Here is a 20982-nt window from a genome sequence, read left to right on the forward strand (position 1 = left end):
CCCGCCGAACCTGACCGGCCGGGGCCCAATGATGGGTTGATCGATGTACGTCACGGCTCGTTCCATCAACGAGTTCACCGCCGCGCACACTGGTGGAGGTCGGTGCGGGCTCTCTCGACCCACGTGAATCACCCCTGGTTTGATGCCGCTTCCTTCTGAGTCAGGAAGGATGAGCTCATGCCTAAAAAGATCGATCCAGAGGTCCGTTCGAGGGCTCTGCGGTTGCTGGAGGCCCACGGCGGGGAGTACACGTCGTTGACTGCCGCTGCCGAAGCGATCGCTAAGCAGGTCGGTGTCGGCGGGGAGACGGTACGTAGGTGGGCAGTGCAGGCGCAGGTCGATGCCGGCGCCCGCTCCGGGACCACCTCGGAGGAGTCCGCCGAGATCAAGCGTCTCAAGGCGGAGAACAAGCAGTTGCGAGAAGACGTTGCCATTCTGAAGGCGGCGACAACTTTCTTCGCGGGGGAACTCGACCCCCGCAACCGATGATCGTGGCGTTCATAGATCAGGTGCGCAGCAACGGTTTTGCGGTCGAGTCGATCTGCCGGGTCCTGCGTGAGCAGGGCTGCATGGTTGCCGCACGAACCTACCGGGCATGGCGAACACGAATGCCTGCTGCTCGTACCGTCTCCGACGCTCACGTCGTCGATGCGGTGCGCAATGTCGTCTGGCGCACCGATGACGACGGCCGACGGAAGATGACTCCCGAGGGCCTCTACGGGCGGGTGAAGATGCGCGCCCATCTGCACCGCACAACACTGCCTGGGGTGTCCTACGGCGCTGTTGATCGAGCAATGAAAATGCTAGGCCACAACGGAATTCGAAGATCCAATGGGGTCCGCACGACCGTCCGCTCCGCTGACGGTGTACGCGCGGAGGATTTGCTGAACCGACAGTTCAGTGCCGCCGAACCCAACCGGGTCTGGGTGACCGATTTCACCTACTGCCGGACATGGGCCGGGTGGGTGTACGTGGTGTTCATCATCGACGTGTTCTCCCGTCGAATCGTGGCGTGGCACGCATCGACATCGAAGACAGTCGAGCTGGTGACGGTCCCGCTTCGGATGGCGCTGTGGCAGCGCAAGCGGGAAGGGCATCCGGTGAAAGCTGCTGAGCTGATTCACCATTCAGATGCGGGAAGTCAGTACACATCGGTTACACTGACTGAACGTCTGCGACTCGAAGACATCGCCGCGTCGATCGGAACGGTCGGGGACGCCTACGACAACGCGCTGGCCGAGTCGGTGAACGGCTTGTACAAGACCGAGTGCATCCGGACCACGATCTTCCACTCCGGTCCGTACAAGACAGTCTCCGACGTCGAGTTCGCGACCGCTGGTTGGGTCGACTGGTACAACAACAGCAGGCTGCACTCGAGTATCGGCCAGATCCCCCCGACCGAGCTCGAAACGCTTCACTACGCTGGCCTCGGCCCCGAGGACCAGCCCACATTGGAGGCGGCACAGAACCTAGGGTGATTCAGTCTGCTGTGCCAGCGCTGCCACACCCAGGTCCACCACCACGGCTGGGACATCGTCATGGGATTCGACCGGCACCCCTGGCTCGTCCCACCCACCTCGATCGACCCGCACCGCCGACCACTACCCGCCTACAACCGCCGCACCATGCGCCTCGACGACGCCGCCTGACCGGCCGTCCGACAACCACTTTCGCGTAGCACCCTCCGCACCCGGGCCATACCCGGGACCGCATCCGTACTTTGACAACTCCACAGCGGAACACGACCGACCCGCTCCCACTCGGCCATTCGAGCGGGAGCGGGTTCCGGGCAGCCGAACCCGACGTCGACGTTGATCACTGAACAGACCTCGGTCGAGCACCATGACGGCGGCAGTCGCACAGGCAACAGCCTCACGGCGCGGTTCGTGACCACGTAGGCATGCGCGAACCCGCGCCGAACTCCAGAACACAAGAACTGCCGCACGCGTCGGCGAGCAACCTTCCTGCCGCCCAGGTCCTCGTCGTGCGTCCCCGCAGCGTTGCTTCTTTACAAATCGACGTCAATGTCTAGACAACGGACATTGTCGCAGTTAATGTCTAGTGGCGTAGAACACAGCCCGCCCAGACAGGAGCGCGTATGAGTACCGCACCGACCCCGTTCACCGCGGATGACTCCGCCGCCGAGTGGAAGGACCGCAAACGCCATCTTTGGCTGCTCGGCCTGATCCCACCGACGTCGATCTTTCTCGCAATGGGTCTCGTCGCCGGCTTCAATGCGATCGGCCATGGTTTCGACGTCGTGTCGCCGGTGTGGTGGTGGATCGGGCCGCTACTCGTCTACGTCCTGCTCCCGATCCTCGACGTGTTCTTCGGGCCCGACGGATCGAATCCGCCCGAAGAGCTGATGGAGCAGCTGGAGAACGACAAGTACTACCGCTACTGCACGTACGTGTACATCCCGTTCCAGCTCGCGAGTCTCGTGATGGCCTGCCACCTGTGGACGGCCGACGACCTCAGTTGGCTCGGCATCGACGGCGGGCTCGGGCTCGCGTCGAAGATCGGGCTGGCGCTGTCGATCGGCGCTATGGGCGGGATCGGAATCAACACCGCTCACGAACTGGGGCACAAGAAGGACGATCTGGAACGCTGGTTGTCGAAGATCACTCTCGCCCAGACGTTTTACGGTCACTTCTACATCGAGCACAACCGTGGGCACCACGTGCGGGTCGCGACGCCCGAAGATCCGGCCAGCTCCCGTTTCGGAGAGTCGTTCTGGCGCTTCCTCCCCCGTAGCGTCTGGGGAAGCCTCACGTCCTCCGTCGAACTCGAACGCAAACGCCTCGAGCGGGCGGGCAAGCCCTTCTGGCATCCGAGCAACGACGTCCTCAACGCATGGGCGATGTCGATCGTGCTGTGGGGGGCGCTCACCGCGATCTTCGGCTGGGAGATCCTCCCCTTCCTCGTGATCCAGGCCGTCTACGGTTTCTCACTGCTGGAGACCGTGAACTACCTCGAGCACTACGGTCTACTCCGCCAGAAGACGCGGACCGGCCGCTACGAGCGGTGCACGCCCGAGCACAGCTGGAACTCCGACCACATCTGCACCAACATCTTCCTGTACCACCTCCAGCGCCACAGCGACCACCATGCGAACCCCACCCGGAGGTATCAGACGCTGCGCAGCTTCGACGGCGCGCCCAACCTGCCGAGCGGATACGCGAGCATGATCACGCTCGCCTACTTCCCGCCGATCTGGCGGCGGGTGATGGACAAGCGGGTGCTCGACCACTACGACGGAAACGTCGAACGGATCAACATCGCACCGCACCGCCGCGAACGCGTCCTGGCCGAGCACGGGGTGTCGCCGCGATGAGCACCTTCCGTTGTCCGGTCTGCGATTACGTCTACGACGAGACCGTCGGCGCCCCCCGGGAGGGATTCCCGCCCGGCACGCCCTGGGCCACCATTCCCGACGACTGGCCGTGCCCCGACTGCGGGGTGCGGGAGAAGATCGACTTCCTCGGCGCCGGGGGCGAAGCGAGCGGGCCGGATGAAATCAGCGAAGGGAACTCTGTGCGATGAATTTCAAGCTCTTCCGTTGCGAGGTTTGCGGTTTCGAGTACGACGAAGAGCTCGGCTGGCCGGAGGACGGCATCGAGCCGGGCACCCGCTGGGCCGACATCCCCGACGACTGGAGCTGCCCGGACTGCGGTGCGGCCAAGGCCGATTTCGAGATGGTCGAGGTGGCCCGTCCGTGAGCGCCGGCACCATCCGGGGCGGTTCGGTGGTGATCGTCGGCACCGGCGTAGCCGGCATGACGGCTGCGGAGTCGCTGCGTTCCAACGGTTTCGACGGAACAATCACCGTGTTCGGGGACGAGCCACAACTCCCCTACCGACGAACGGCGCTGAGCAAGAACCTCGTCGACGGCGACCTGACGGACGCCAAGATCACGCTCCGTCCGCCCGGGTACTGGTCGGATCGGGGCATCGAGATCGTGACCTCGACGCGCGTCGCCGACGTCGACACCTCGTCGCGGCGGGTCTGCCTCGCCGACTCCTCCCAGGTGGATTACGACGCGCTGGTCCTGGCCACCGGAGGGCGTGCCCGGCGACTCCCCGGCACGACGTCGTCCCCGCTCGCCCTGCGCACCCGGCACGACGCGGCGGAGCTCCGGCACGCGATCCAGGACGGGCCGGTGATCGTTCTCGGCGGCGGACTGATCGGACTGGAGATCGCCGCAGCCGTGGCGTCGACCGGAGACGGTTCGCGCGTCACCGTCATCGAGCGCGAGACGTCGCTGTTGTCACGGGTCGTTCCGGCAACGGTGGCCGAGGCGGTGGCGACCCTGCACCGGGAACGCGGGGTGCAGATCCTCACCGGCGTGGTGCCCACCACGATCACCGCCGAGTCCGTGACGTTGCCCGACGGACGGGCCTTGACCGGAACGGTGATCAGCGCGATCGGAATGGAGCCCGATCTCGAATTGCCGCGCAGCGCAGGCATTCCCGTCGATGCGGCCGGGATCGTCGTCGACGATTCGCTGCGAACCCGAGTCCCCGGCGTCTACGCGGCCGGCGACGTCGCGGCGCGGCCCCATCCGTTGACGGGCGCACCGATGCGTGCCGAGCAGTGGCTCACCGCGACCGAGCACGGCAGACTGGTCGCCATGACGATCGCCGCCGACCTCGGGCTGGACACCGGCATCAGCACTGCGGTACCGCGTGTGCCACTGGCCTGGACGATGCAGTACACGACCAACATCCAGATCGTCGGGTGGCCGACATCGGGAGATCGTGTGGAGGTCGACCTGGACGACTCCTGCTCTGTCGTGCGGGCTTTCGCCGGCAGTCGTCTTGTCGGCGCGGTCTGCCTGGGCAGGGGCGGCTCGGGACGATCCCTGCGCGCCGAGATCGAGTCATCTCTCCAGCCGGTCGGTGCGCACGGATGACGACTCGCAACTATGCGCAGGACAGCAAAGCCCTGCTGCACAACTCGCTGCTCGACGGACTGCACGACCTGCTGCTGGACCGGGACTGGGCGGCGGTGCGCATGTCCGATGTGGCCGCCGCGACGGGGGTCAGCCGCCAGACCGTCTACAACGAGTTCGGTTCCCGGTACGGCCTCGCGCAGGGCTACGCGGTGCGGTTGGCGGGCCGTTTCGCCGGCCATGTCGCAGATTCCTTGGCGAGTTCCGTCGACGACGTCACCGAGGCCCTGCACAAGGGTTTCGGTGAATTCTTCGCCGGAGTCGCCACCGACCCGCTGATCGCCTCGCTGCTGTCCGGCGAGGCCAAACCCGATCTGATGAAGCTGATCACCACCGATGCGGCACCGATCATCACCACGGCCGCCGACCGGCTGGCCGAGGCCTTCCGCGAGTCCGAGTGGCTGTCGATGCCGGAGTCCGACGTCGTGCGGATCTCGCGCGCGATCACCAGGATGGCGCTGAGTTACATCGCGATGCCCCCGGAGGGCGATCGCGACGTCGCATCCGACCTCGCCGAGGTCATCGCCCCCGCCATCGAGGCGGCCCGCACGCGGATGTGACGTCAGCGCCGCAGCAGGTTCCGCGTGCCTCGACGGATCACCGCGCGGTAGATGCGGTCGATCGTGCCGATCCGCGCGTCCTCCGGGTCCACGAGTTCGTTCTCCGCGATGACAGACTCCTCGCCGTCGATCGTCTCGTGATCGAATGCCTCGAGTGTCCGGCCCGGGCCGGTCAACCGATCGACCGCCCCGACGAGTGAGTTCTCCTGTGCCACAGTATCGTCGAACACCTCGTGGTCGACGCCCAGATGCTCGGACAACAACCGCGTGCGCATGGACAGGATCGTCTCGCGCAGGTCCCCGTCGGCAGGGTCGTTCGGATCGGCCTCGATGGCGACGTCACACTCGCTGTCGAATCCGAGCGACCGGTTGTTGAGGTTCGAGGATCCGATGCGCAGGAGGACGTCGTCGACGATGAGCACCTTGGCGTGCACGTAGATCGGGTCCCCCTCGGCCGTCACGGGGTAGAAGGCGCGGAATCTGTCGTACTTGTCGGCGCGCCACAGGAGTTGCAGCAATTTGTGCCGCGCACCGTCCATGGCGAGCCGTTCCACCGGACTGTCCGCATGCCTCGGCAGCACCAGGACGATCTCGGGCCCGTCGGGCTCGGCGAGTCGTTCCGCCAGCGCGTCCGCGACCTCGCGCGCCGCCAGGTACTGGCTCTCGATGTAGATCGTGCGGCGGGCCGCGGCGAAGGCCGCACGGTACAGGCGCCGGATCTCCTCGACCTGGGGCCGGTCGTCGTACTGCGGAATCGTCCGGGCCACCGCGACGTCGCAGTCGGTGAACGTGACGTCGAGATCCGTCGGCCAGATGTCGGGGCCGTCGGTGTCGACGAGGGGTTTGAGGCTCTCGCCGGTGGCGGCCTCCCACCGGTCGAGCGCGACAGACGCGACCACGCGCGCGGCGTCGCCGTCGAGGGCGACCGTGACGTCATGCCAGGGCCCATGCGGCCGGTCATCGGGATCCCGGCGAAACTCGTTGTGCGACAGATGTTCCGAAGTGTCCCACCGGTTCACCGTCATGTCGATGCCGCCACAGAACGCGAACTGGTCGTCGATCACCGCGATCTTCTGATGATGCGCGGCGGAGACGGGGTGGGCGGCGTCGATCCGGTAGTGCAGACGACGGCCGGTGAGCAGATCCTGGACGAAGGGCGGCGCGACTCCGCGCAGGATTCCGGTGAACGCGCCGGTGCTCCAGCGCAGGACGTGGATCTCCAGTTCCGGACGGTTGTCGATGAGCCACCTCAGGAAGTCACCGAGCACGTCGGGGACCTCGTCGTCGGCGGTCCGCGGATCGAGCCGGATCCGGGTGTCCACGTCCCAACCGATGAGGACGATGCGGCGCCGGGCCTGCAGCAACGCCGACTTCGCGTGCAGGAAGTAGTCCGCCGCGTCGACGATGCATGCGACGCGGTCGGCGGTCGCGATCTCCCGGCACGTGTCCCCGGCACGCAGGATCGGCTCGTGATCTGACTCGTCCACCGCGTTCGCTCCTTGAATCGCCTTGGCCCCCCGACCGGCGCCCATTGTGCCAAGCGCGCATGTCGCCCGCGCGGGCGAGGCGCCGGGCGAACGTCGGCGGGGACGAGGAACGAGGCGCGGCCACGGACGATGCCTACACTCGTCGAGGTGAGCGCCGACACGACTGCCGACCGACCCGCAGACGGTGCGGGCATGCGCCCGGTGCGTCGACGCGGTCGGCGGACGGTGATCGCCGCGGCGCTGGTCGTGATCGTCGTCGCGGGCGTCGGTCTCGTCGCATGGCGGGCCGTACCCGAACGGTGGTTACCCTGGGACACCGCCGAGTTCCCGCAGATCGACGCCGCGGAACTCACGCCGGCCCAGCGACGCGTCGTCGAGGCGGTGCGCCACGAACACACCGCTCAGCGTCCCGGGACGTTCTACTCCGAGGGCGTCGACGAACCGTGGTGCGCGAACTTCGTGAGCTGGATCATGCGGACGGCCGGCAATCCGCTGGTAAATCCCCACTCCGGTCACTGGCGCATCCCCGGGGTGTACACGCTGCAGGAATACTACGAGGCCGCCGGTCGGTTCGACGCGGTCGGCGAGCAACCGCCCCGAGTGGGCGACGTCGTGCTCTACGACCGGTCGTCGGGATTCGGACAGCACACCAACATCGTCGTCGCAGTCGATGGTGAGTCCGCCGTCACCGTGGGGGGCAACGAGATGGGCCGCATCCGGGTGCATTCGCTGGACTGGCGCTCCGACGGCGGTGTCGTCGGATTCGGCCGCGGATTGCCGGGGTGACGATGACAGACTTCACCGGGTTCCCGGAGGCCGCCCTCGACTTCTACGACGATCTGGAGATCGACAACTCCAAGGTGTTCTGGGAGGCCCACAAGGCCACCTACCGTGCCGCGGTGGCCGAACCCATCCGCGCCCTGACCGACGCGCTGGCCGACGAGTTCGGCCCGGCCAAGATCTTCCGACCGCACCGCGATGTCCGGTTCTCGAAGGACAAAGCGCCGTACAAGACCCATCAGGGCGCGTTCGTCGCCGTGGCCCCGGCCACCGGGTACTACGTGCAGATCGGCGCACCGGGTGTTCGCGTCGGCGCGGGCTTCTACGAGGCCACCCCGGCCCGGCTCGCCGAGATTCGGAAGTCCATCGACCACGACCGCAGCGGACCCAAGCTCGAGAGCCTGCTCCGGCGGCTCACGGGGGACGGCTGGGAGATCGCCGGGGACCGGCTGAAGACCGCACCTCGCGGGTACGACGTCGCCCACCCGCGAATCGAACTGCTCCGCCACCGATCGCTGTCGGTGGGTCGGGACTACGGATTCGACGAGATCATCCATTCCGCGGAACTCGTCGATCGGGTGCGGCGGGACTGGCGGGCGACGGTCCCGTTCGTCGAGTGGATCGCGGCCCGCACCGGTAGCTGAGAGCCCGCACCGACCGGTTCGCGCGCCACATGGAAACGATCAGACGGCGACTTCGACGGTTGGCGCGCGCGTGCAACGGGAGGCGGGTGATACTGGTCGCCGACCGCGTCCGAGATCCGAGGACGATCACAGGCACCCGGGTGGACCTCCGATGACGATCCGAGTTTGTGACCCCGATGCCCGAGGAGCACCGATGACCGACACCGTCCACTACGGGCACATCTTCCATCTCGCCGGCAGTCCCGCGATCACCGAGGCGGTGGACGCGCTGGTATCGATACCCGACGGAGCTCTGGTGGTCGGCGACGACGGCACGATCAAGTTCGCCGGCGAGAGATCCGAGCTCCCTTCCGAATTCGCGAGCGCGGAGGCGCACGAGCACCCGAGCGGGTATCTCATCCCGGGCTTCGTCGACACCCACATCCACTTCCCGCAGACCTACGCCGGCGACTCCTACGGCGGCGGGCAACTGCTCGAATGGCTCAATCTGTGCATCTTCCCGTCCGAATCCAAGTTCGCCGACCACGAATTCGCCCAGGCCGCCGCGGTCGAGTTCACCAGGCGACGGGTCGCCGCGGGTACGACGGCGATGATGGTGTTCGGTTCCGCCTTCCCCCACGCCCAGGATTCCCTGTTCACCGAGACCCAGAAGGCCGGGCTGCGTATCGTGGCCGGCCGCGGCATCCAGACCGTCGGCGGTGACACCGCCAAGCCGCTGCTGACCTCGGAGGAGGAGGCGATCCGCCTCACCCGGGCCGAGATCGACAAGTGGCATGCCGCCGACACCGGCGACTACCGGACGGCGCTGCTCCACGTCGCGATCGTCCCGCGGTTCTCTCTCTCGGTGACCACCGAGACGCTGAAGAACCTCGGTGACCTCTACGACGAATACCGCGAGCAGGGCGTCTACGTCCACAGCCACCTCAACGAGAACAACCGTCCCGGCACCGGAGAGGTGGACACCACCAAGGAGGTCTACCAGGTCGACTCCTACCTCGACACCTATGACGGGAAGTTCCTGCCCGGATCGCAGGTCGGCGGCAAGAGCCTGCTCGGTCCGCGGACCATCCTCGCGCACTGCGTGCACTGCCAGGACGCCGAACTCGCGCGCATGGCCGAAACCGGTACCTCGATCTCGCATTGTCCGGTGTCTCAGTTGTTCCTCGGATCCGGCACGATGCCGTGGAAGCGCACCGTGGCGGCGGGTGTGAACATCTCCGCCGGAACCGATTTCGGCGGCGGCGACGAATGGCTCGTCCCGCGCGTACTCGGAGATGCCTTCAAACAGCACATCACCGAGCCCGGAGACGCCGGGGTGTCGATGCACCCTGCCGAGATGCTGTTCATCGGGACCGTCGGCGGGGCCCGGGCACTCGACATGGAGAACCGTTTCGGCAACTTCGATGAGGGCAAGGAAGCCGACTTCCTGGTCATCGAACCCGTGGACGCCCTGAAGTCCACGCTGGAGAACGCCGTCCGGTCCGACGATGCCGATCTCGCCCGCGACCAGACCCTGTTCGGCCTGCTGATGGGCCTGCGCGAGTCGTCCATCGCCGAGGTCTACGTCCAGGGGCGTCGGGTCACCGTCTGACCGGCAGCCCATGAATCGGCGACCCGAGGACACGACGATCGTCACCACCCACGACGCCACAGGCACCGCGATCATCGCGGTGTCGGTCTTCCACGCCGGCGACACCGGCGATTTCGCGGAGTGGGCCGCGACACTCGCCGCGTCGGCCACCGACTCCGACGGCTGTCTGGGTGTCGCGATCTCGGCGGTGACCGACGGACATTTCGACCCGGCGGTCGCCACCACCTTCGTCGACGAGGACGCCCTGGACCGTTGGCTCGACAGCTCGGGTCACCGCGCGGCGCTCGATGCCGGACGAGCGCGCGGTTGGCTACCGGCGACGCCCGTGCTCGAACTCGTCGACGGGCGGTCGCCCCCGCCCGGTGTCGGCGCGTTCCGGCACGACATCGTCGCCGGAGCGGTGCCCGAATTCGTTGCGGCACAACACGTGCTGACCGACGCAGCGAGCGAGTTCGGTGGTTACGAGGGCACCGCGCTGTTCGTCGATGCGCAACAGGAGACATCGCTGTCGGTGTTGCGGTTCCGCACGGACCGTCAGCTGGCGTCCTGGGTCTCGTCGAGCCGACGCAGCGAAGCGCTCGCCGGGCTGCGTTCGAGCCTGACCCATGATTTCGAGACGATGGCCAGCACGACGGCCTTCGGCACCACGGTGCGCACCGATCGCGGCCGGATTCTGCAGACACCGAATTGGAAGTCGGCGATGATGGTGCTGCTGGTCCTGTACCCGACCGTGATGACCCTCTCCAGGTTCCTCGGCCCGACACTCGATCGTCTCGGTGCGGAGCCGTGGCTGGCACTGTGGCTGAGCCAGGTGGTCAGCGTCTCGCTCATGCAGTGGTGGCTGATGCCATGGGCCTCACGCCCGTTCCGGCGGTGGCTCGATCCGGTCGACGGAAGCAACTGGCGGAGCAACATCGCGGGAGCGGCTACGGTCCTGCTCCTCTACCTCCTGTGTCTGACGGTGTTCGCCAACGTGACGTGGCTCCAGTTCTGGGACTACGCCGACGCCTGATCTCGGCTCACCCCACGATCCCGTCGACGTACAGCCAGCGGCCGTTCGCTCGAAGGAAGCGACTGCGCTCGTGCAGCGATCCACGCTCCGCACCTCGCCGATAGTGGGCCGTGAACGTGACCTCTCCCTCGACCTCGAACAGTGAACCGCCACTACTCGACTCGATGTCGAGGCGGTACCAACGCATCGACTCGTCCAGATCGAGTGCGGCGGGGCGGGTGTCGGGATGCCAGCTCGCGAGCAGATGATTCCGATCGCCGAGCGCGAAAGCGGTGAAACGCGAACGCATCAACGTCTCTGCGGTCGGCGCGGCCCGCTCACCGGCGAGAACGGGACCGCAGCAGTCGCCGAGCGACGAGCCGGACGTGCACGGGCATCTCTCGGGGACGTCCCGCATTTCCGAACCGCGTTTCACCCCTCGATCGTAGGGTAGACAGGAGTGGCGGCCCGCCCGGGCGGCGGACCCACCGCGGACTATGCCCTGATGTTCTCACGATTGGAGCGATTACCTTGTCGGACAATGTGTATCGAGTCATCGAAGTGGTCGGATCGTCATCGACCGGCACCGACGACGCCATTCGTAACGCGATCGCGCGTGCCTCGCAGACCGTCAAGCATCTCGATTGGTTCGAGGTCACCGAGACCCGCGGCCACATCGAGGAAGGTCAGATCGCGCACTTCCAGGTCACGCTGAAGATCGGTTTCACGCTCGAGTCCTCTGCCGACGCGGCACAGTGACCCGCGACCTCACCGCCGTGAGTTCGCGGCGGTGAGGAACGCACCGATCTCGGCCCCGACGGTGCGAGGAGACGCCCGCGTTCGGCATGCGCCCGGTCGGGTCCGAACCTAGACTTCGGGGGATCATGACGCGCACTCAGCTCCTCCCCGGCCGGTCGATCCGATGAAGTACACACAGACGATCGCCGGCACCACCTATGGGTTCGACGGCCTCGTCGAACTCATGGCGAAGGCCACCCCACGCCGATCCGGCGATGAACTGGCCGGTTGCGCCGCCGACTCCGACGCCGAACGTGCCGCGGCCGCATGGCAACTCGCCGATGTGCCACTGAGCCGATTTCTCGACGAGCCGCTGGTGCCGTACGAGTCCGACGAGGTGACCCGACTGATCGTCGACACCCATGACCGGACCGCGTTCGCCGAGATCGCCGACCTGACCGTCGGCGGGTTCCGGGACTGGCTGCTGGAGATCGCCACCCGATCCGATGCCGGTGAACGTCTCGCCCGCGTCGGCCCCGGACTGACCCCCGAGATGGTGGCCGCCGCGTCGAAGATCATGAGGAACCAGGACCTGATCCTGGTGGCGGCGGCGACCAGGGTGACGTCCGCCTTTCGCTCGACCATCGGACTGCCCGGCCGGATCGCGACGCGCCTACAGCCCAATCACCCCACCGACGACCCACGCGGCATCGCCGCGGCGACCCTCGACGGCCTGCTCATGGGCTGCGGCGACGCGGTCATCGGGATCAACCCGGCGTCGGATTCGCCGCGGGCGACCGCCGACCTGCTCCACATGCTCGATGACATCCGGCAGCGTTTCGAGATCCCGATGCAGTCGTGCGTGCTGTCGCACGTGACGACCACGGTCGACCTCATCGAGCAGGGGGTGCCGGTCGATCTCGTGTTCCAGTCGATCGCGGGCACCGAGGGCGCCAACAAGGGGTTCGGCGTGACCCTGGACATCTTGCGCGAGGCCGACGAGGCGGGACGGTCGCTGCGCCGCGGAACCGTCGGCGACAACGTGATGTACCTGGAGACCGGTCAGGGATCGGCCCTCTCGGCCGGTGCGCATCTCGGCACCGGCGGCAAGCCGGTCGACCAGCAGACCCTGGAGACGCGGGCCTACGCGGTGGCGCGGATGCTGAAACCGTTGTTGATCAACACCGTCGTCGGCTTCATCGGACCCGAATATCTCTACGACGGGAAACAGATCATCCGCGCGGGACTCGAAGATCACTTCTGCGGCAAGCTGCTCGGGCTCCCGATGGGTGTCGACGTCTGCTACACCAATCACGCCGAGGCCGACCAGGACGACATGGACACGCTGCTCACCCTGCTCGGCGTCGCCGGCGCCGCGTTCGTCATCGCCGTGCCCGGGGCGGACGACGTGATGCTCGGTTATCAGAGCCTGTCGTTTCACGACGCCCTCTATGTCCGTGAGGCACTCGGACTGCGGCCCGCGCCGGAGTTCGAATCCTGGCTGGCGCGACTCGGCATGACCGACGGCGCCGGTCGCATCCTGCCGGTCGATCCGGGCGAATCCCCACTCCTGCCACTGGCGTCCGGGCGATGACGCCGACCCAGCCCGCACCCGCGGACGATCAGCCGACCCCGGACCCCTGGACCGAGCTGCGCCGGAGCACACAGGCCCGGATCGGACTCGGACGCGCGGGCAATTCGCTTCCGTCGCAACGAGTTCTCGAGTTCCAGTCCGCTCACGCAGTCGCCCGCGACGCCGTCCACGAGCCGCTCGACGTCGAGGATCTCACGCGCGCGATCGGCGAACTCGACCTCGATCCCCCGATCGTGGTCCGGAGTCGCGCGGCAACGCGCAGCGAGTACCTGCGCCGACCCGACCTCGGCCGGCTACCCGAAGATCTCTCGCAGCTCCCGCACGCCGACGCCGAGATAGGGATCGTGCTGGCCGACGGACTGTCACCTCGCGCCCTCACCGATCACGGCGGCGGCTTGGTCGCGGCACTGTTACGTCAATTCGACGGCCGGTACTCGATCGCGCCGCCGGTCATCGCGACCGAGGCCCGCGTCGCCCTCGGTGATCACATCGGCGAGGCGCTCGGCGTCAGCACGCTCATCGTGATCATCGGCGAGCGTCCCGGCCTCTCGGTCGCCGACAGCCTGGGCGTCTATCTCACCCACCTCCCCCGGCCGGGACGCGCCGACTCCGACCGGAACTGCATCTCGAACATCCACCCGCCCGACGGTCTGCACTACGACGTCGCCGCGCGGACGACTGCCGCGCTCATCGACGGCGCCCGGAAACTCGGACGATCCGGTGTCGCACTGAAGGACATGTCGCGCACGGACGCCCTCGCGCAGATCGACGACGCGGAGGCACTCCCGCACGAGTCGTGAGTGCGTTTCACTCCCTGAGGTGCGAGCGAAACGAGCCTCCTTCTACTCCCCAATCCGGAAGAACGACACAACCTGCTCCCTTATCCAAAAGGACGACATAACCATTGCTCCCTGAGGTGCGAGGAGCGATAGCGACGAGCCACGAAGGGTTGACGACGCATCTCACCAAGACCCTTCGTGACGGCCTCCGCAAGCTCCGGCCTCCTCAGGGAGCAGTAATTGGGCCCGCTCCGAGCACAACGAGTTCGTTCTAGTCCACGACGGCCGCCAGGTGCAGCTACTGAGGTGCGAGCGAAGCGAGCCTCGAAGGACTCCATACGTGTCTCACCCGGCCCTTCGTGGCTCGTCGCTAACGCTCCTCGCACCTCAGGGACCAGTTGGGTCTGTGCTTTTTTCGGATCAGGGAGCGGAGGGGTCAGGTCCCGAGGATCTTCGCCTTCTGTGCGGCGAACTCGGCCTCGGTGAGGATGCCCTGCTGGTACAGGGCTCCGAGCTCCTTCAGCGCCGAGATGGTGTCCGTCGGGGTCGATGCGGGCGCCTGCTGCTGAGGCGGCGGGGCGTACTGGGGTTGTGCGTACTGTTGTTGTGCCCGTGGGTCCTGGGCAGCGGCACCCTGCTGAGCCCATCGGCTCGCCTGGCGTCGGGACACCCGGTTGCTCACCGCCGTCGCGGTGCCGGAGATGACGGCGGTGCGGGCGACGCCGCGGAGAAGTCCTGGCATGGTCTGTCCTTTCGAGGTTTCAGGTCGGTGGTCGCAGTGCGCTACGCGGTCGGAGCGGCCGGCGCCGCCTCGTCGGCCGCATCGAGTTGGGCGAGCAGTGCGTTCACCGGTATCCGGCCCGAAGCGACGAGCTGTCCGCCGCCCTTTCGGACGGCCGTGGCGAACGGAGCAGCCCATGCGTTCTCCCAGACGAGGACGGCCGCGCTCGACCCCGGATCGATCACCGTGGCCGCCTCCGCGAGGTCGGAGTCGTCGAGCAGGGAGGTCGCCGCGCCGTCGAAGATCGCGAAATCAGCGCCGAGCGAGTTGATCTCGAGCCGGGCGACCGTACCGTCGGCGTCCTTGGTGATGAAGACGATGTCGATCAGTCGCACGATCCCGCGGTCGATCAGATCGATGAGATGTGGAAGTGCCTCACCGGTCGGCTGCTTGCCCGTCCACTCGACCACGATGTAGTCGATGGGTCCGAGTTCGCGGTCAGCCGTCTGGTCGACACCTGCTTGGTCGTCCAATTCCTTCTCCCTGTCTCGTGCCGTCGATGTGACCGTCTGGCAGCGGGCCCCGGTCACGACCTCAGATCCACCACCGAACGTCCCGGTTGCGCCTCGTACAGTTCGCCGATCTCACTGGCGTACTTGGTCGCAATCGGCTTGCGGCGCAACTTCATCGTGGGGGTGAGCTCGTCGCCGCCGGGATCCCAGGCGGTCGGCACGATGGTAAATCGTTTGACCTGCTCCACGCGGGACAGTGACCGATTTCCGGCACGGATTGCCACCGCCACCTCGTCCACCACATCGGGGTGCGAGGACAACTTGGTCAGGTCGGCACCGGACAGGTCGAGTCGCTTGGCCCGCGCGGCCGCCGCATCCGGGTCGAGAACCACGAGCGCGGACACATAGGGCCGGCCGTCGCCGATCGCCGCGACCTGACCGATCAGCGACGACGCCGCCTTCATCGCGTTCTCGATGTTGGTGGGCGACATGTTCTTCCCGGACTCGTTGATCATCAGTTCCTTCTTGCGGTCGACGATGGTCACGTTGCCGTCACCGTCGATCGTCGCGATGTCACCGGTCGACAGCCAGCCGTCGGCATCGATCGTCTCGGCCGTCTTGTCGGGCTGTTTGCGGTAGCCGCGCATCACGACCGGTCCGCGGACGAGGAGCTCTCCGTCGTCGGCCAGTCTCACCTCCATGCCGCGGACCGGTTTGCCGACGGTTCCGATCCGGAGGTTGTCGCTGGTCGTCATCGTCGAGACGCCGGTGGTCTCCGACATCCCCCAGACCTCGAGAACCGGGATACCGAGTCCCAGGAAGAACTTCAGCACCTCCGGTGGGATCGCGGCCGCACCCGATCCGGCGAAGGAGACCTGGTCGAGGCCCAGTGCGGAGCGGACCTTGCGCAGCACCAGGCGATCGGCGAGACCGTGTGAGAGACCGCCGGAGCCCTTGCCGTCGATCTGGGCCTGCGCCGCCGAGGCCCCGGCGCGGAACGCCCAGTCCGCGAGCGCCTTCTTGACCGGGCTGGACTCCTCGGCCAACTTCGCCTCGATCCCCGCTCGGATCTTCTGCCACACCCGCGGCACCCCGAAGAAGAACGTCGGGTGCACGTCGGGAAGGGCCGCGGCGATCTCCCGGGGATCGGGCACCGTGGTGATCTGGATGCCGCGCATCATGTTCGCGGCGTGGGAGGAGACCCGGTCGGCGATGTGCGCTGCGGGCAGATACGAGATGGCACGGTCGTCGAAGCCCGCCTGAACGATCTCGGCGAGCGCCGTCATCTCGGCGACGATGTTGCGATGGGTGATCTCGACGCCCTTCGGCGGGCCGGTGGTGCCCGAGGTGTAGATCAGGGTCGCGAGGTCCTCGGGTTCCACCGCCTGCCATGCCGCGGTGAAGTCGAATCCGGCCGGCGGCGGGGACTGTTCGAGATCGGCCAGCGACAGCGCGCCCGTCGCGACGCCGTCGACGACGATCGTGGTGGACACCCCGGTCGCCGCGGCGGTGATCGCGGGCAGGAACACCTGCTCGGTGACGACGACGGAGTTCTCCGCGTTGCCGAAGAGGTACTCGATCTGTTGGGGCGAACTCGTGTTGTAGATCGAGAACGGAACCGCGCCGAGGTGCAGCGCCGCGGCGTCGACGAGGTGGAACTCGGGGCGGTTCGTCAGCATGATCCCGACGGTGTCGCCGCGCTTGACCCCCAGGGCCGCGAGCCCGCCGGCGATGGCTTCGACGCGCGCGGCGTACTCCGTCCACGTGATCTCCTGCAGCCCACCGACCGTACGGATGGCGACGGCGTCGGGCCGTACGGTGACCGTCTGCTGGAACGCGGCGGGCAGCGTCGCCACTGCGACACCGGTCTGATGGGGGAAGGTGATGGTCTCTGCAGCGGTCATGACAGTCCTCGACTGGCCGAAGTGATGTGTTGCACGTCACATTAGCCAGTTCGGGCGCGCGTCACGGCCGGTTCCGGTGAATGGTGAACTGTTGACAAAAACCCCAGATCAGGACCGTTTGTCGAGCGAAGGACGCTCGGTCAGCGACTCGAGATTCCAGGCGCCGCCACCGGTCAGTTCAAGCAGGTCGGTGTGATGCTGGTCGGTGGTGCTGCGGTGACTCACCGACACCAGGATCGTCTCCGGCAGCTCCGTGCGGACGAGCGAGTACAGCGAGTACTCCAGCCCCTCGTCCACAGCCGAGGTCGCCTCGTCCATGAACACGGCCTGCGGCCGGGTCAACAGGATGCGCGCGAAGGCGATGCGCTGCTGCTCGCCCGGGGAGAGCACCTTGACCCAGTCCTCCTCGTCGTGGAGCCGGTCTGCCAGATGCGGGAGGAAGACCTTCTCGAGCGCCGCCTTGATGGCCTCGTCACCGACGTCGTCGGGCAGTGCCGGGTAGGCGACCGCCGTGCGCAGATCCCCCAGCGGGATGTAGGGCATCTGCGACAGGAACAGCGTGTGCTCCCCCGGCGGCCGGGTGAACTCGCCGTCGATGAAGGGCCACAGTCCGGCGAGGCCGCGGAGCAGTGTCGTCTTGCCCGAGCCCGACCGCCCTTTGACGACGAGAGCGGCCCCGGGTGCCAGGGACAGGTTGAGCGCGCTGATGAGTTCGTCGCCGCTCGGGGTCTTCACGTCGACGTCCGACAGAGCGACTGCGCGTTCGCGATCCACGGTCGTGACCTGGGCCATGGTGCGCGACCGTGCATCGGCGTCGGCGAGACCGTCGAGACGGATGATCGACGCGCGCAGAGCGGTGAAATCGTCGTAGGCGTTCCGGAAGAACGAGAGTGCGTCGTGCATCTCGCCGAAGGCGCTGGCGGTCTGCGTCATGTCACCGAGCTTGATCTGACCGTCGAAGAACCGCGGTGCCTGCACGAGAAGTGGGAACACCACCGCGAGCTGCGACGCGCTGAAGTTCCAGCCGACGAACGCCAGCTGCACATGGATGATCTGCCAGAAGTTCTTGACGACCGCACGGAATCTGGTCATGAGGTTGTTGTGTTCGACGCGCTCGCCGCTGTAGAAGGCGACGTTCTCCGCGCTGTCACGGACGCGGACGAGTGCGTAGCGGAAGTTCGCGGTGAGGCGTTCGCGCCAGAAGTTCAGTCGAATCAGCGGGCGTCCGATGGCGAACGCGACCACGCTGGCGACGAGAACGTAGACCAGGACCAGCCACATCATCATGCGCGGGATCTCGACGCCGAACAGCGTGACCGGCCCGGACAGGTCCCAGAGCACGACCGAGAACGACACGATCGACGCACACGCCGGGAGCACACCGTTCGTCGAGACCCCACCGCCGCCCCAGAACAACGACGAGCCGACGGTGGCGATGTTGGTGATGTCGGCCTCGATACGCTGGTCCGGGTTGTCGACGCCGGGGTGGATGTCGACGGCCCGTCGCTGCGGATCCGACTTACCGCGCCCGAATCGTCTGCGCCGCAACAGTCCAGCGCTGAGGTCGACGAATCGGTTGCGGTAGAAGGCACGGCCGGACATCCAGTCGGCCGTCGCCCCTTCGGTCAGCCAGTAGCGGAGCCGGATCTCGAAAGCCGCACCGACATAGATCTCCACCATGGTGCGGACGACGTGAGTGGCGGCGAGGATGCCGAAGATCGTGATCGAATGCCAGAACGCGTCTTTGCCGATCTGGAGCATCTCCGCTCCCTGGGGCCCGCCCGTCGCGATGCCCTCGGCCGCGGTTTGCAGGGACGTGTACAGGTCGTTGCTCCAGTAGCTGAACAGGACGCTCAGCCGCACACCGAGCAACGACAGCAGGGTGAGGACGACGACCAGCGCCCACGCCCAGACCCGGGTTCTCGGGTCGGTGAAGAACCCGCCGATCACCCGCCACAGCGGGCCGCCCCACCGGCTGAACCGCGACAGCAGATATCCGATCACCAGGATGGCCACGGCCGAGATCGCAAACGCGATCGCCAACCACTTCAGACTGGCCCACACCTCGTTGCCCCAGTCGATGCTGTACTCCACGCACACTCCTCGCGTCGGATGGCCCGGCGGCGGGCATCACGGTCGACAAACCCCGGTCGATCGCAGCGAGGACCCCGTCGCCACAACGGGTCCGGGCCTCAACGATGATCCGGCGCAGTTTAACCCGGCGTTCACCCGGTGTCCGGGCAACCGCGTCGACGGAGCGCCGACCGGCCGCCGGGAGCGCGGAATGTCGGTTTTGCCGAGCGGTTCTGGTGACGTCAGCCCAGCGGGCGCAGCACCGCGCCCTGCTGGAGCGCCGCGGTCGAGACCGACTCCGAGAAGCGACGGTCGGCATCGCCGACGCTGACGAGATAGCCCGCGTCGGTGTAGTCCACGCCGTTCACCTCGAAGGTGAGTTGGCACCCGTCGTCGCCGCGGAGGAACACCGACAGCGTGGTGCGGGCGACCTCCCCGCCGGCCGCGTCGAAGAGGACGACCGGTGCGCCGCGGGCCAACGTGCCGCCGTCTGGGAGCGCGGCGTTCTCGGTCAGACAATCCGCAACGACCCCGCCCTTGGCGGTGAACGTGGGCGTGGTCAGCAGGCCGGCGACGACCGCGACACCCACGACGACCGCGAAGACGATCACCGCGACCGCGGTCGCGACGATGACCGGGACACGCGTACGCCGCTGCCATGTCCGGCGCGGCAGCGGTGGGCCGGGGTCCAACCACATCTCGTGTGCGGGGCCGTACCCCGGGGTCATCGACCCGCCCGTGCCGCGATCCATCAGCTCCCCCTGCAGACCCGTGCGGTCACTTCTTGGGCGGGAAGTACTTGATGAGCGCTTCTTGCACGACCGACGTCGCGAGAGTGCCGTCGCGCATCCAGAACCGGCCCGACCCCATCCCGCGTGACCCCGTCGCGACCGGGGACCGCGTGGCGTACAGCAGCCAGTCGTCGAACCGGAACTCGCGGTGGAACCACATCGAGTGATTGACGGTCGCGGCGAACAACCGGTCCATGCCCCAGGAGAGGCCGTGGGTGGTGATGATCGAGTCCAGCACCGTGGTGTCGGAGGCGTAACACATTGCGGCGACGTGCATCACGGGGTCGTCGGGCATCGTGCCGTCGGCCTTCATCCACACCCGGTTGTCGGTCAGCTTCGCCCCCGCCTCCTTCGCCTTCCAGCTCGGATCGTTCGCAAAACGGATGTCGATGGGGTGCAACGCATTCACGAAGGCCGCGATACGGTCCTCGTAGCCCTTGAAATGCTCACCGAGAGTGGGCAATTCCTCCGGATAGGGCACCTGGGGGATCTCCACCGCGTGCTCGAGCCCAGAAGTGTTGTCCTGGAACGCGACCAGCATCGTGAAGATCTCTTCGCCGTCCTGCTTGGCCGTCACCTGACGATTGGCGAACGACCTGCCGTCGCGGAACCGGTCGACGTGGTACTCCAACGGTTTGGTGACATCACCACCACGGATGAAGTGCGCGTGCAGGGCGTGGATGGGCGGATTTCCCCGACTCAGACTCCGGGCCGCCGCGACGACCCCCTGGCCGAGCAGCTGACCGCCGAACGTCCGGGCGGTGACCTGCTCGGGATGGTGCCCGATGAACAGGTCATCGCCCTGACGTTCGACGTCGAGCAATGCGAGTAGCTTGCCGAGATCCCCGGCCTGGTCCACGGTCATG

The 20982-nt window shown here is 67.0% G+C and carries 21 protein-coding genes and 1 pseudogene; 14 read left to right on the plus strand and 8 right to left on the minus strand.

Annotated elements, in window-relative coordinates:
• Positions 1-177 precede the first annotated feature (177 nt).
• The 7 genes and pseudogenes from LEL84_RS05340 (at position 178) to LEL84_RS05370 (ending at position 5511) form a co-directional block, all read left to right on the plus strand.
• A protein-coding gene (locus LEL84_RS05340) for an IS3 family transposase (RefSeq protein WP_226513509.1) occupies positions 178-1478 on the plus strand; the annotation gives its coding sequence in 2 pieces (ribosomal slippage) (positions 178-451 and positions 451-1478; 1302 coding nt in all).
• Between the two features lie 6 nt (positions 1479-1484).
• Positions 1485-1649: pseudogene (locus LEL84_RS05345) on the plus strand (HNH endonuclease); the annotation flags it as partial.
• A 449-nt stretch (positions 1650-2098) separates the two neighbouring features.
• Positions 2099-3334, plus strand: a complete 1236-nt coding sequence (locus tag LEL84_RS05350; protein WP_065632368.1) for an alkane 1-monooxygenase — start codon at positions 2099-2101, stop codon at positions 3332-3334.
• Positions 3331-3543 (plus strand): rubredoxin, encoded by a 213-nt coding sequence (locus LEL84_RS05355; protein WP_065632367.1) that lies wholly within the window; start codon positions 3331-3333, stop codon positions 3541-3543. Before LEL84_RS05350 ends, LEL84_RS05355 begins: the two co-directional genes overlap by 4 nt.
• Positions 3540-3719 carry a rubredoxin gene (locus LEL84_RS05360; RefSeq protein WP_058251790.1) on the plus strand — a complete coding sequence of 60 codons (180 nt, stop codon included), beginning with the start codon at positions 3540-3542 and terminating at the stop codon, positions 3717-3719. The genes LEL84_RS05355 and LEL84_RS05360 overlap by 4 nt, the downstream gene beginning before the upstream one ends.
• Positions 3716-4912, plus strand: a complete 1197-nt coding sequence (locus tag LEL84_RS05365) for an NAD(P)/FAD-dependent oxidoreductase (protein ID WP_226513510.1) — start codon at positions 3716-3718, stop codon at positions 4910-4912. The genes LEL84_RS05360 and LEL84_RS05365 overlap by 4 nt, the downstream gene beginning before the upstream one ends.
• Entirely contained in the window at positions 4909-5511 is a 603-nt protein-coding gene (locus tag LEL84_RS05370; RefSeq protein WP_226513511.1) for a TetR family transcriptional regulator, read from the plus strand. Before LEL84_RS05365 ends, LEL84_RS05370 begins: the two co-directional genes overlap by 4 nt.
• Before the next feature lie 2 nt (positions 5512-5513).
• Here LEL84_RS05370 and LEL84_RS05375 read toward each other — a convergent pair whose 3' ends face one another.
• Positions 5514-7043 (minus strand): phospholipase D-like domain-containing protein, encoded by a 1530-nt coding sequence (locus tag LEL84_RS05375; RefSeq protein ID WP_413466941.1) that lies wholly within the window; start codon positions 7041-7043, stop codon positions 5514-5516.
• Positions 7044-7190: 147 nt separating this feature from the next.
• On the opposite strand from LEL84_RS05375, the gene LEL84_RS05380 reads away from it, so the two are divergent.
• The 4 genes from LEL84_RS05380 (at position 7191) to LEL84_RS05395 (ending at position 11025) form a co-directional block, all read left to right on the plus strand.
• On the plus strand, positions 7191-7784 hold the full coding sequence (locus LEL84_RS05380; protein WP_065632408.1) for a CHAP domain-containing protein: 594 nt from the start codon (positions 7191-7193) through the stop codon (positions 7782-7784).
• Between the two features lie 2 nt (positions 7785-7786).
• The gene (locus LEL84_RS05385; RefSeq protein WP_159371002.1) at positions 7787-8422 is read left to right on the plus strand and encodes a DUF2461 domain-containing protein; all 636 of its coding nucleotides are present in this window, start codon (positions 7787-7789) and stop codon (positions 8420-8422) included.
• A gap of 193 nt (positions 8423-8615) precedes the next feature.
• A complete protein-coding gene (locus tag LEL84_RS05390) occupies positions 8616-10013 on the plus strand; it encodes an amidohydrolase family protein (RefSeq protein ID WP_159371003.1) in 1398 nt (465 codons plus the stop codon).
• A gap of 79 nt (positions 10014-10092) precedes the next feature.
• Positions 10093-11025, plus strand: a complete 933-nt coding sequence (locus LEL84_RS05395) for an antibiotic biosynthesis monooxygenase (protein ID WP_226514249.1) — start codon at positions 10093-10095, stop codon at positions 11023-11025.
• A 7-nt stretch (positions 11026-11032) separates the two neighbouring features.
• Here LEL84_RS05395 and LEL84_RS05400 read toward each other — a convergent pair whose 3' ends face one another.
• Positions 11033-11422, minus strand: a complete 390-nt coding sequence (locus tag LEL84_RS05400) for a YchJ family protein (RefSeq protein ID WP_226514250.1) — start codon at positions 11420-11422, stop codon at positions 11033-11035.
• Positions 11423-11535: 113 nt separating this feature from the next.
• Between LEL84_RS05400 and LEL84_RS05405 the strand changes: the two genes are divergently transcribed.
• The 3 genes from LEL84_RS05405 to eutC all read left to right on the plus strand — a co-directional run bounded on the left by LEL84_RS05405 (position 11536) and on the right by eutC (position 14136).
• On the plus strand, positions 11536-11763 hold the full coding sequence (locus LEL84_RS05405) for a dodecin (RefSeq protein ID WP_065632361.1): 228 nt from the start codon (positions 11536-11538) through the stop codon (positions 11761-11763).
• Between the two features lie 163 nt (positions 11764-11926).
• The gene (locus LEL84_RS05410) at positions 11927-13336 is read left to right on the plus strand and encodes an ethanolamine ammonia-lyase subunit EutB (protein WP_226513513.1); all 1410 of its coding nucleotides are present in this window, start codon (positions 11927-11929) and stop codon (positions 13334-13336) included.
• Complete coding sequence (gene eutC / locus LEL84_RS05415; RefSeq protein WP_065632359.1) at positions 13333-14136, plus strand: ethanolamine ammonia-lyase subunit EutC; 804 nt, start codon at positions 13333-13335, stop codon at positions 14134-14136. The genes LEL84_RS05410 and eutC overlap by 4 nt, the downstream gene beginning before the upstream one ends.
• A 415-nt stretch (positions 14137-14551) precedes the next feature.
• Here the strand turns inward: eutC and LEL84_RS05420 are convergent, their stop codons facing one another.
• The 6 genes from LEL84_RS05420 to LEL84_RS05445 all read right to left on the minus strand — a co-directional run bounded on the left by LEL84_RS05420 (position 14552) and on the right by LEL84_RS05445 (position 20981).
• Positions 14552-14857, minus strand: coding sequence for an SHOCT domain-containing protein (locus LEL84_RS05420; protein ID WP_065632358.1), 306 nt, complete (start codon positions 14855-14857; stop codon positions 14552-14554).
• Positions 14858-14898: 41 nt separating this feature from the next.
• Complete coding sequence (locus LEL84_RS05425) at positions 14899-15369, minus strand: DUF6325 family protein (RefSeq protein WP_065632357.1); 471 nt, start codon at positions 15367-15369, stop codon at positions 14899-14901.
• Between the two features lie 53 nt (positions 15370-15422).
• Positions 15423-17252: an AMP-dependent synthetase/ligase gene (locus LEL84_RS05430; protein ID WP_226513514.1), complete on the minus strand. Its 1830-nt coding sequence runs from the start codon at positions 17250-17252 to the stop codon at positions 15423-15425.
• A 108-nt stretch (positions 17253-17360) separates the two neighbouring features.
• Complete coding sequence (locus LEL84_RS05435) at positions 17361-19346, minus strand: ABC transporter ATP-binding protein/permease (RefSeq protein ID WP_065632355.1); 1986 nt, start codon at positions 19344-19346, stop codon at positions 17361-17363.
• A 221-nt stretch (positions 19347-19567) separates the two neighbouring features.
• The gene (locus LEL84_RS05440; protein WP_226513515.1) at positions 19568-20077 is read right to left on the minus strand and encodes a hypothetical protein; all 510 of its coding nucleotides are present in this window, start codon (positions 20075-20077) and stop codon (positions 19568-19570) included.
• A gap of 25 nt (positions 20078-20102) precedes the next feature.
• A complete protein-coding gene (locus LEL84_RS05445; protein ID WP_205332994.1) occupies positions 20103-20981 on the minus strand; it encodes an acyl-CoA thioesterase in 879 nt (292 codons plus the stop codon).
• Position 20982: the final 1 nt, after the last annotated feature.

Source organism: Gordonia sp. WA4-43 (genome assembly GCF_020520305.1).
GTDB lineage: Bacteria > Actinomycetota > Actinomycetes > Mycobacteriales > Mycobacteriaceae > Gordonia > Gordonia hongkongensis.

Bases quoted from the DNA above. Each gene is read 5' to 3' on its own strand.
- LEL84_RS05350 (WP_065632368.1), top strand. From the start codon at position 2,099: ATGAGTACCGCACCGACCCCGTTCACCGCGGATGACTCCGCCGCCGAG.
- LEL84_RS05355 (WP_065632367.1), top strand. From the start codon at position 3,331: ATGAGCACCTTCCGTTGTCCGGTCTGCGATTACGTCTACGACGAGACC.
- LEL84_RS05360 (WP_058251790.1), top strand. From the start codon at position 3,540: ATGAATTTCAAGCTCTTCCGTTGCGAGGTTTGCGGTTTCGAGTACGAC.
- LEL84_RS05370 (WP_226513511.1), top strand. From the start codon at position 4,909: ATGACGACTCGCAACTATGCGCAGGACAGCAAAGCCCTGCTGCACAAC.
- LEL84_RS05375 (WP_413466941.1), bottom strand. From the start codon at position 7,043: ATGGGCGCCGGTCGGGGGGCCAAGGCGATTCAAGGAGCGAACGCGGTG.
- LEL84_RS05380 (WP_065632408.1), top strand. From the start codon at position 7,191: ATGCGCCCGGTGCGTCGACGCGGTCGGCGGACGGTGATCGCCGCGGCG.
- LEL84_RS05385 (WP_159371002.1), top strand. From the start codon at position 7,787: ATGACAGACTTCACCGGGTTCCCGGAGGCCGCCCTCGACTTCTACGAC.
- LEL84_RS05390 (WP_159371003.1), top strand. From the start codon at position 8,616: ATGACCGACACCGTCCACTACGGGCACATCTTCCATCTCGCCGGCAGT.
- LEL84_RS05400 (WP_226514250.1), bottom strand. From the start codon at position 11,422: ATGCGGGACGTCCCCGAGAGATGCCCGTGCACGTCCGGCTCGTCGCTC.
- LEL84_RS05410 (WP_226513513.1), top strand. From the start codon at position 11,927: ATGAAGTACACACAGACGATCGCCGGCACCACCTATGGGTTCGACGGC.
- eutC (WP_065632359.1), top strand. From the start codon at position 13,333: ATGACGCCGACCCAGCCCGCACCCGCGGACGATCAGCCGACCCCGGAC.
- LEL84_RS05420 (WP_065632358.1), bottom strand. From the start codon at position 14,857: ATGCCAGGACTTCTCCGCGGCGTCGCCCGCACCGCCGTCATCTCCGGC.
- LEL84_RS05430 (WP_226513514.1), bottom strand. From the start codon at position 17,252: ATGACCGCTGCAGAGACCATCACCTTCCCCCATCAGACCGGTGTCGCA.
- LEL84_RS05440 (WP_226513515.1), bottom strand. From the start codon at position 20,077: ATGGATCGCGGCACGGGCGGGTCGATGACCCCGGGGTACGGCCCCGCA.
- LEL84_RS05445 (WP_205332994.1), bottom strand. From the start codon at position 20,981: ATGACCGTGGACCAGGCCGGGGATCTCGGCAAGCTACTCGCATTGCTC.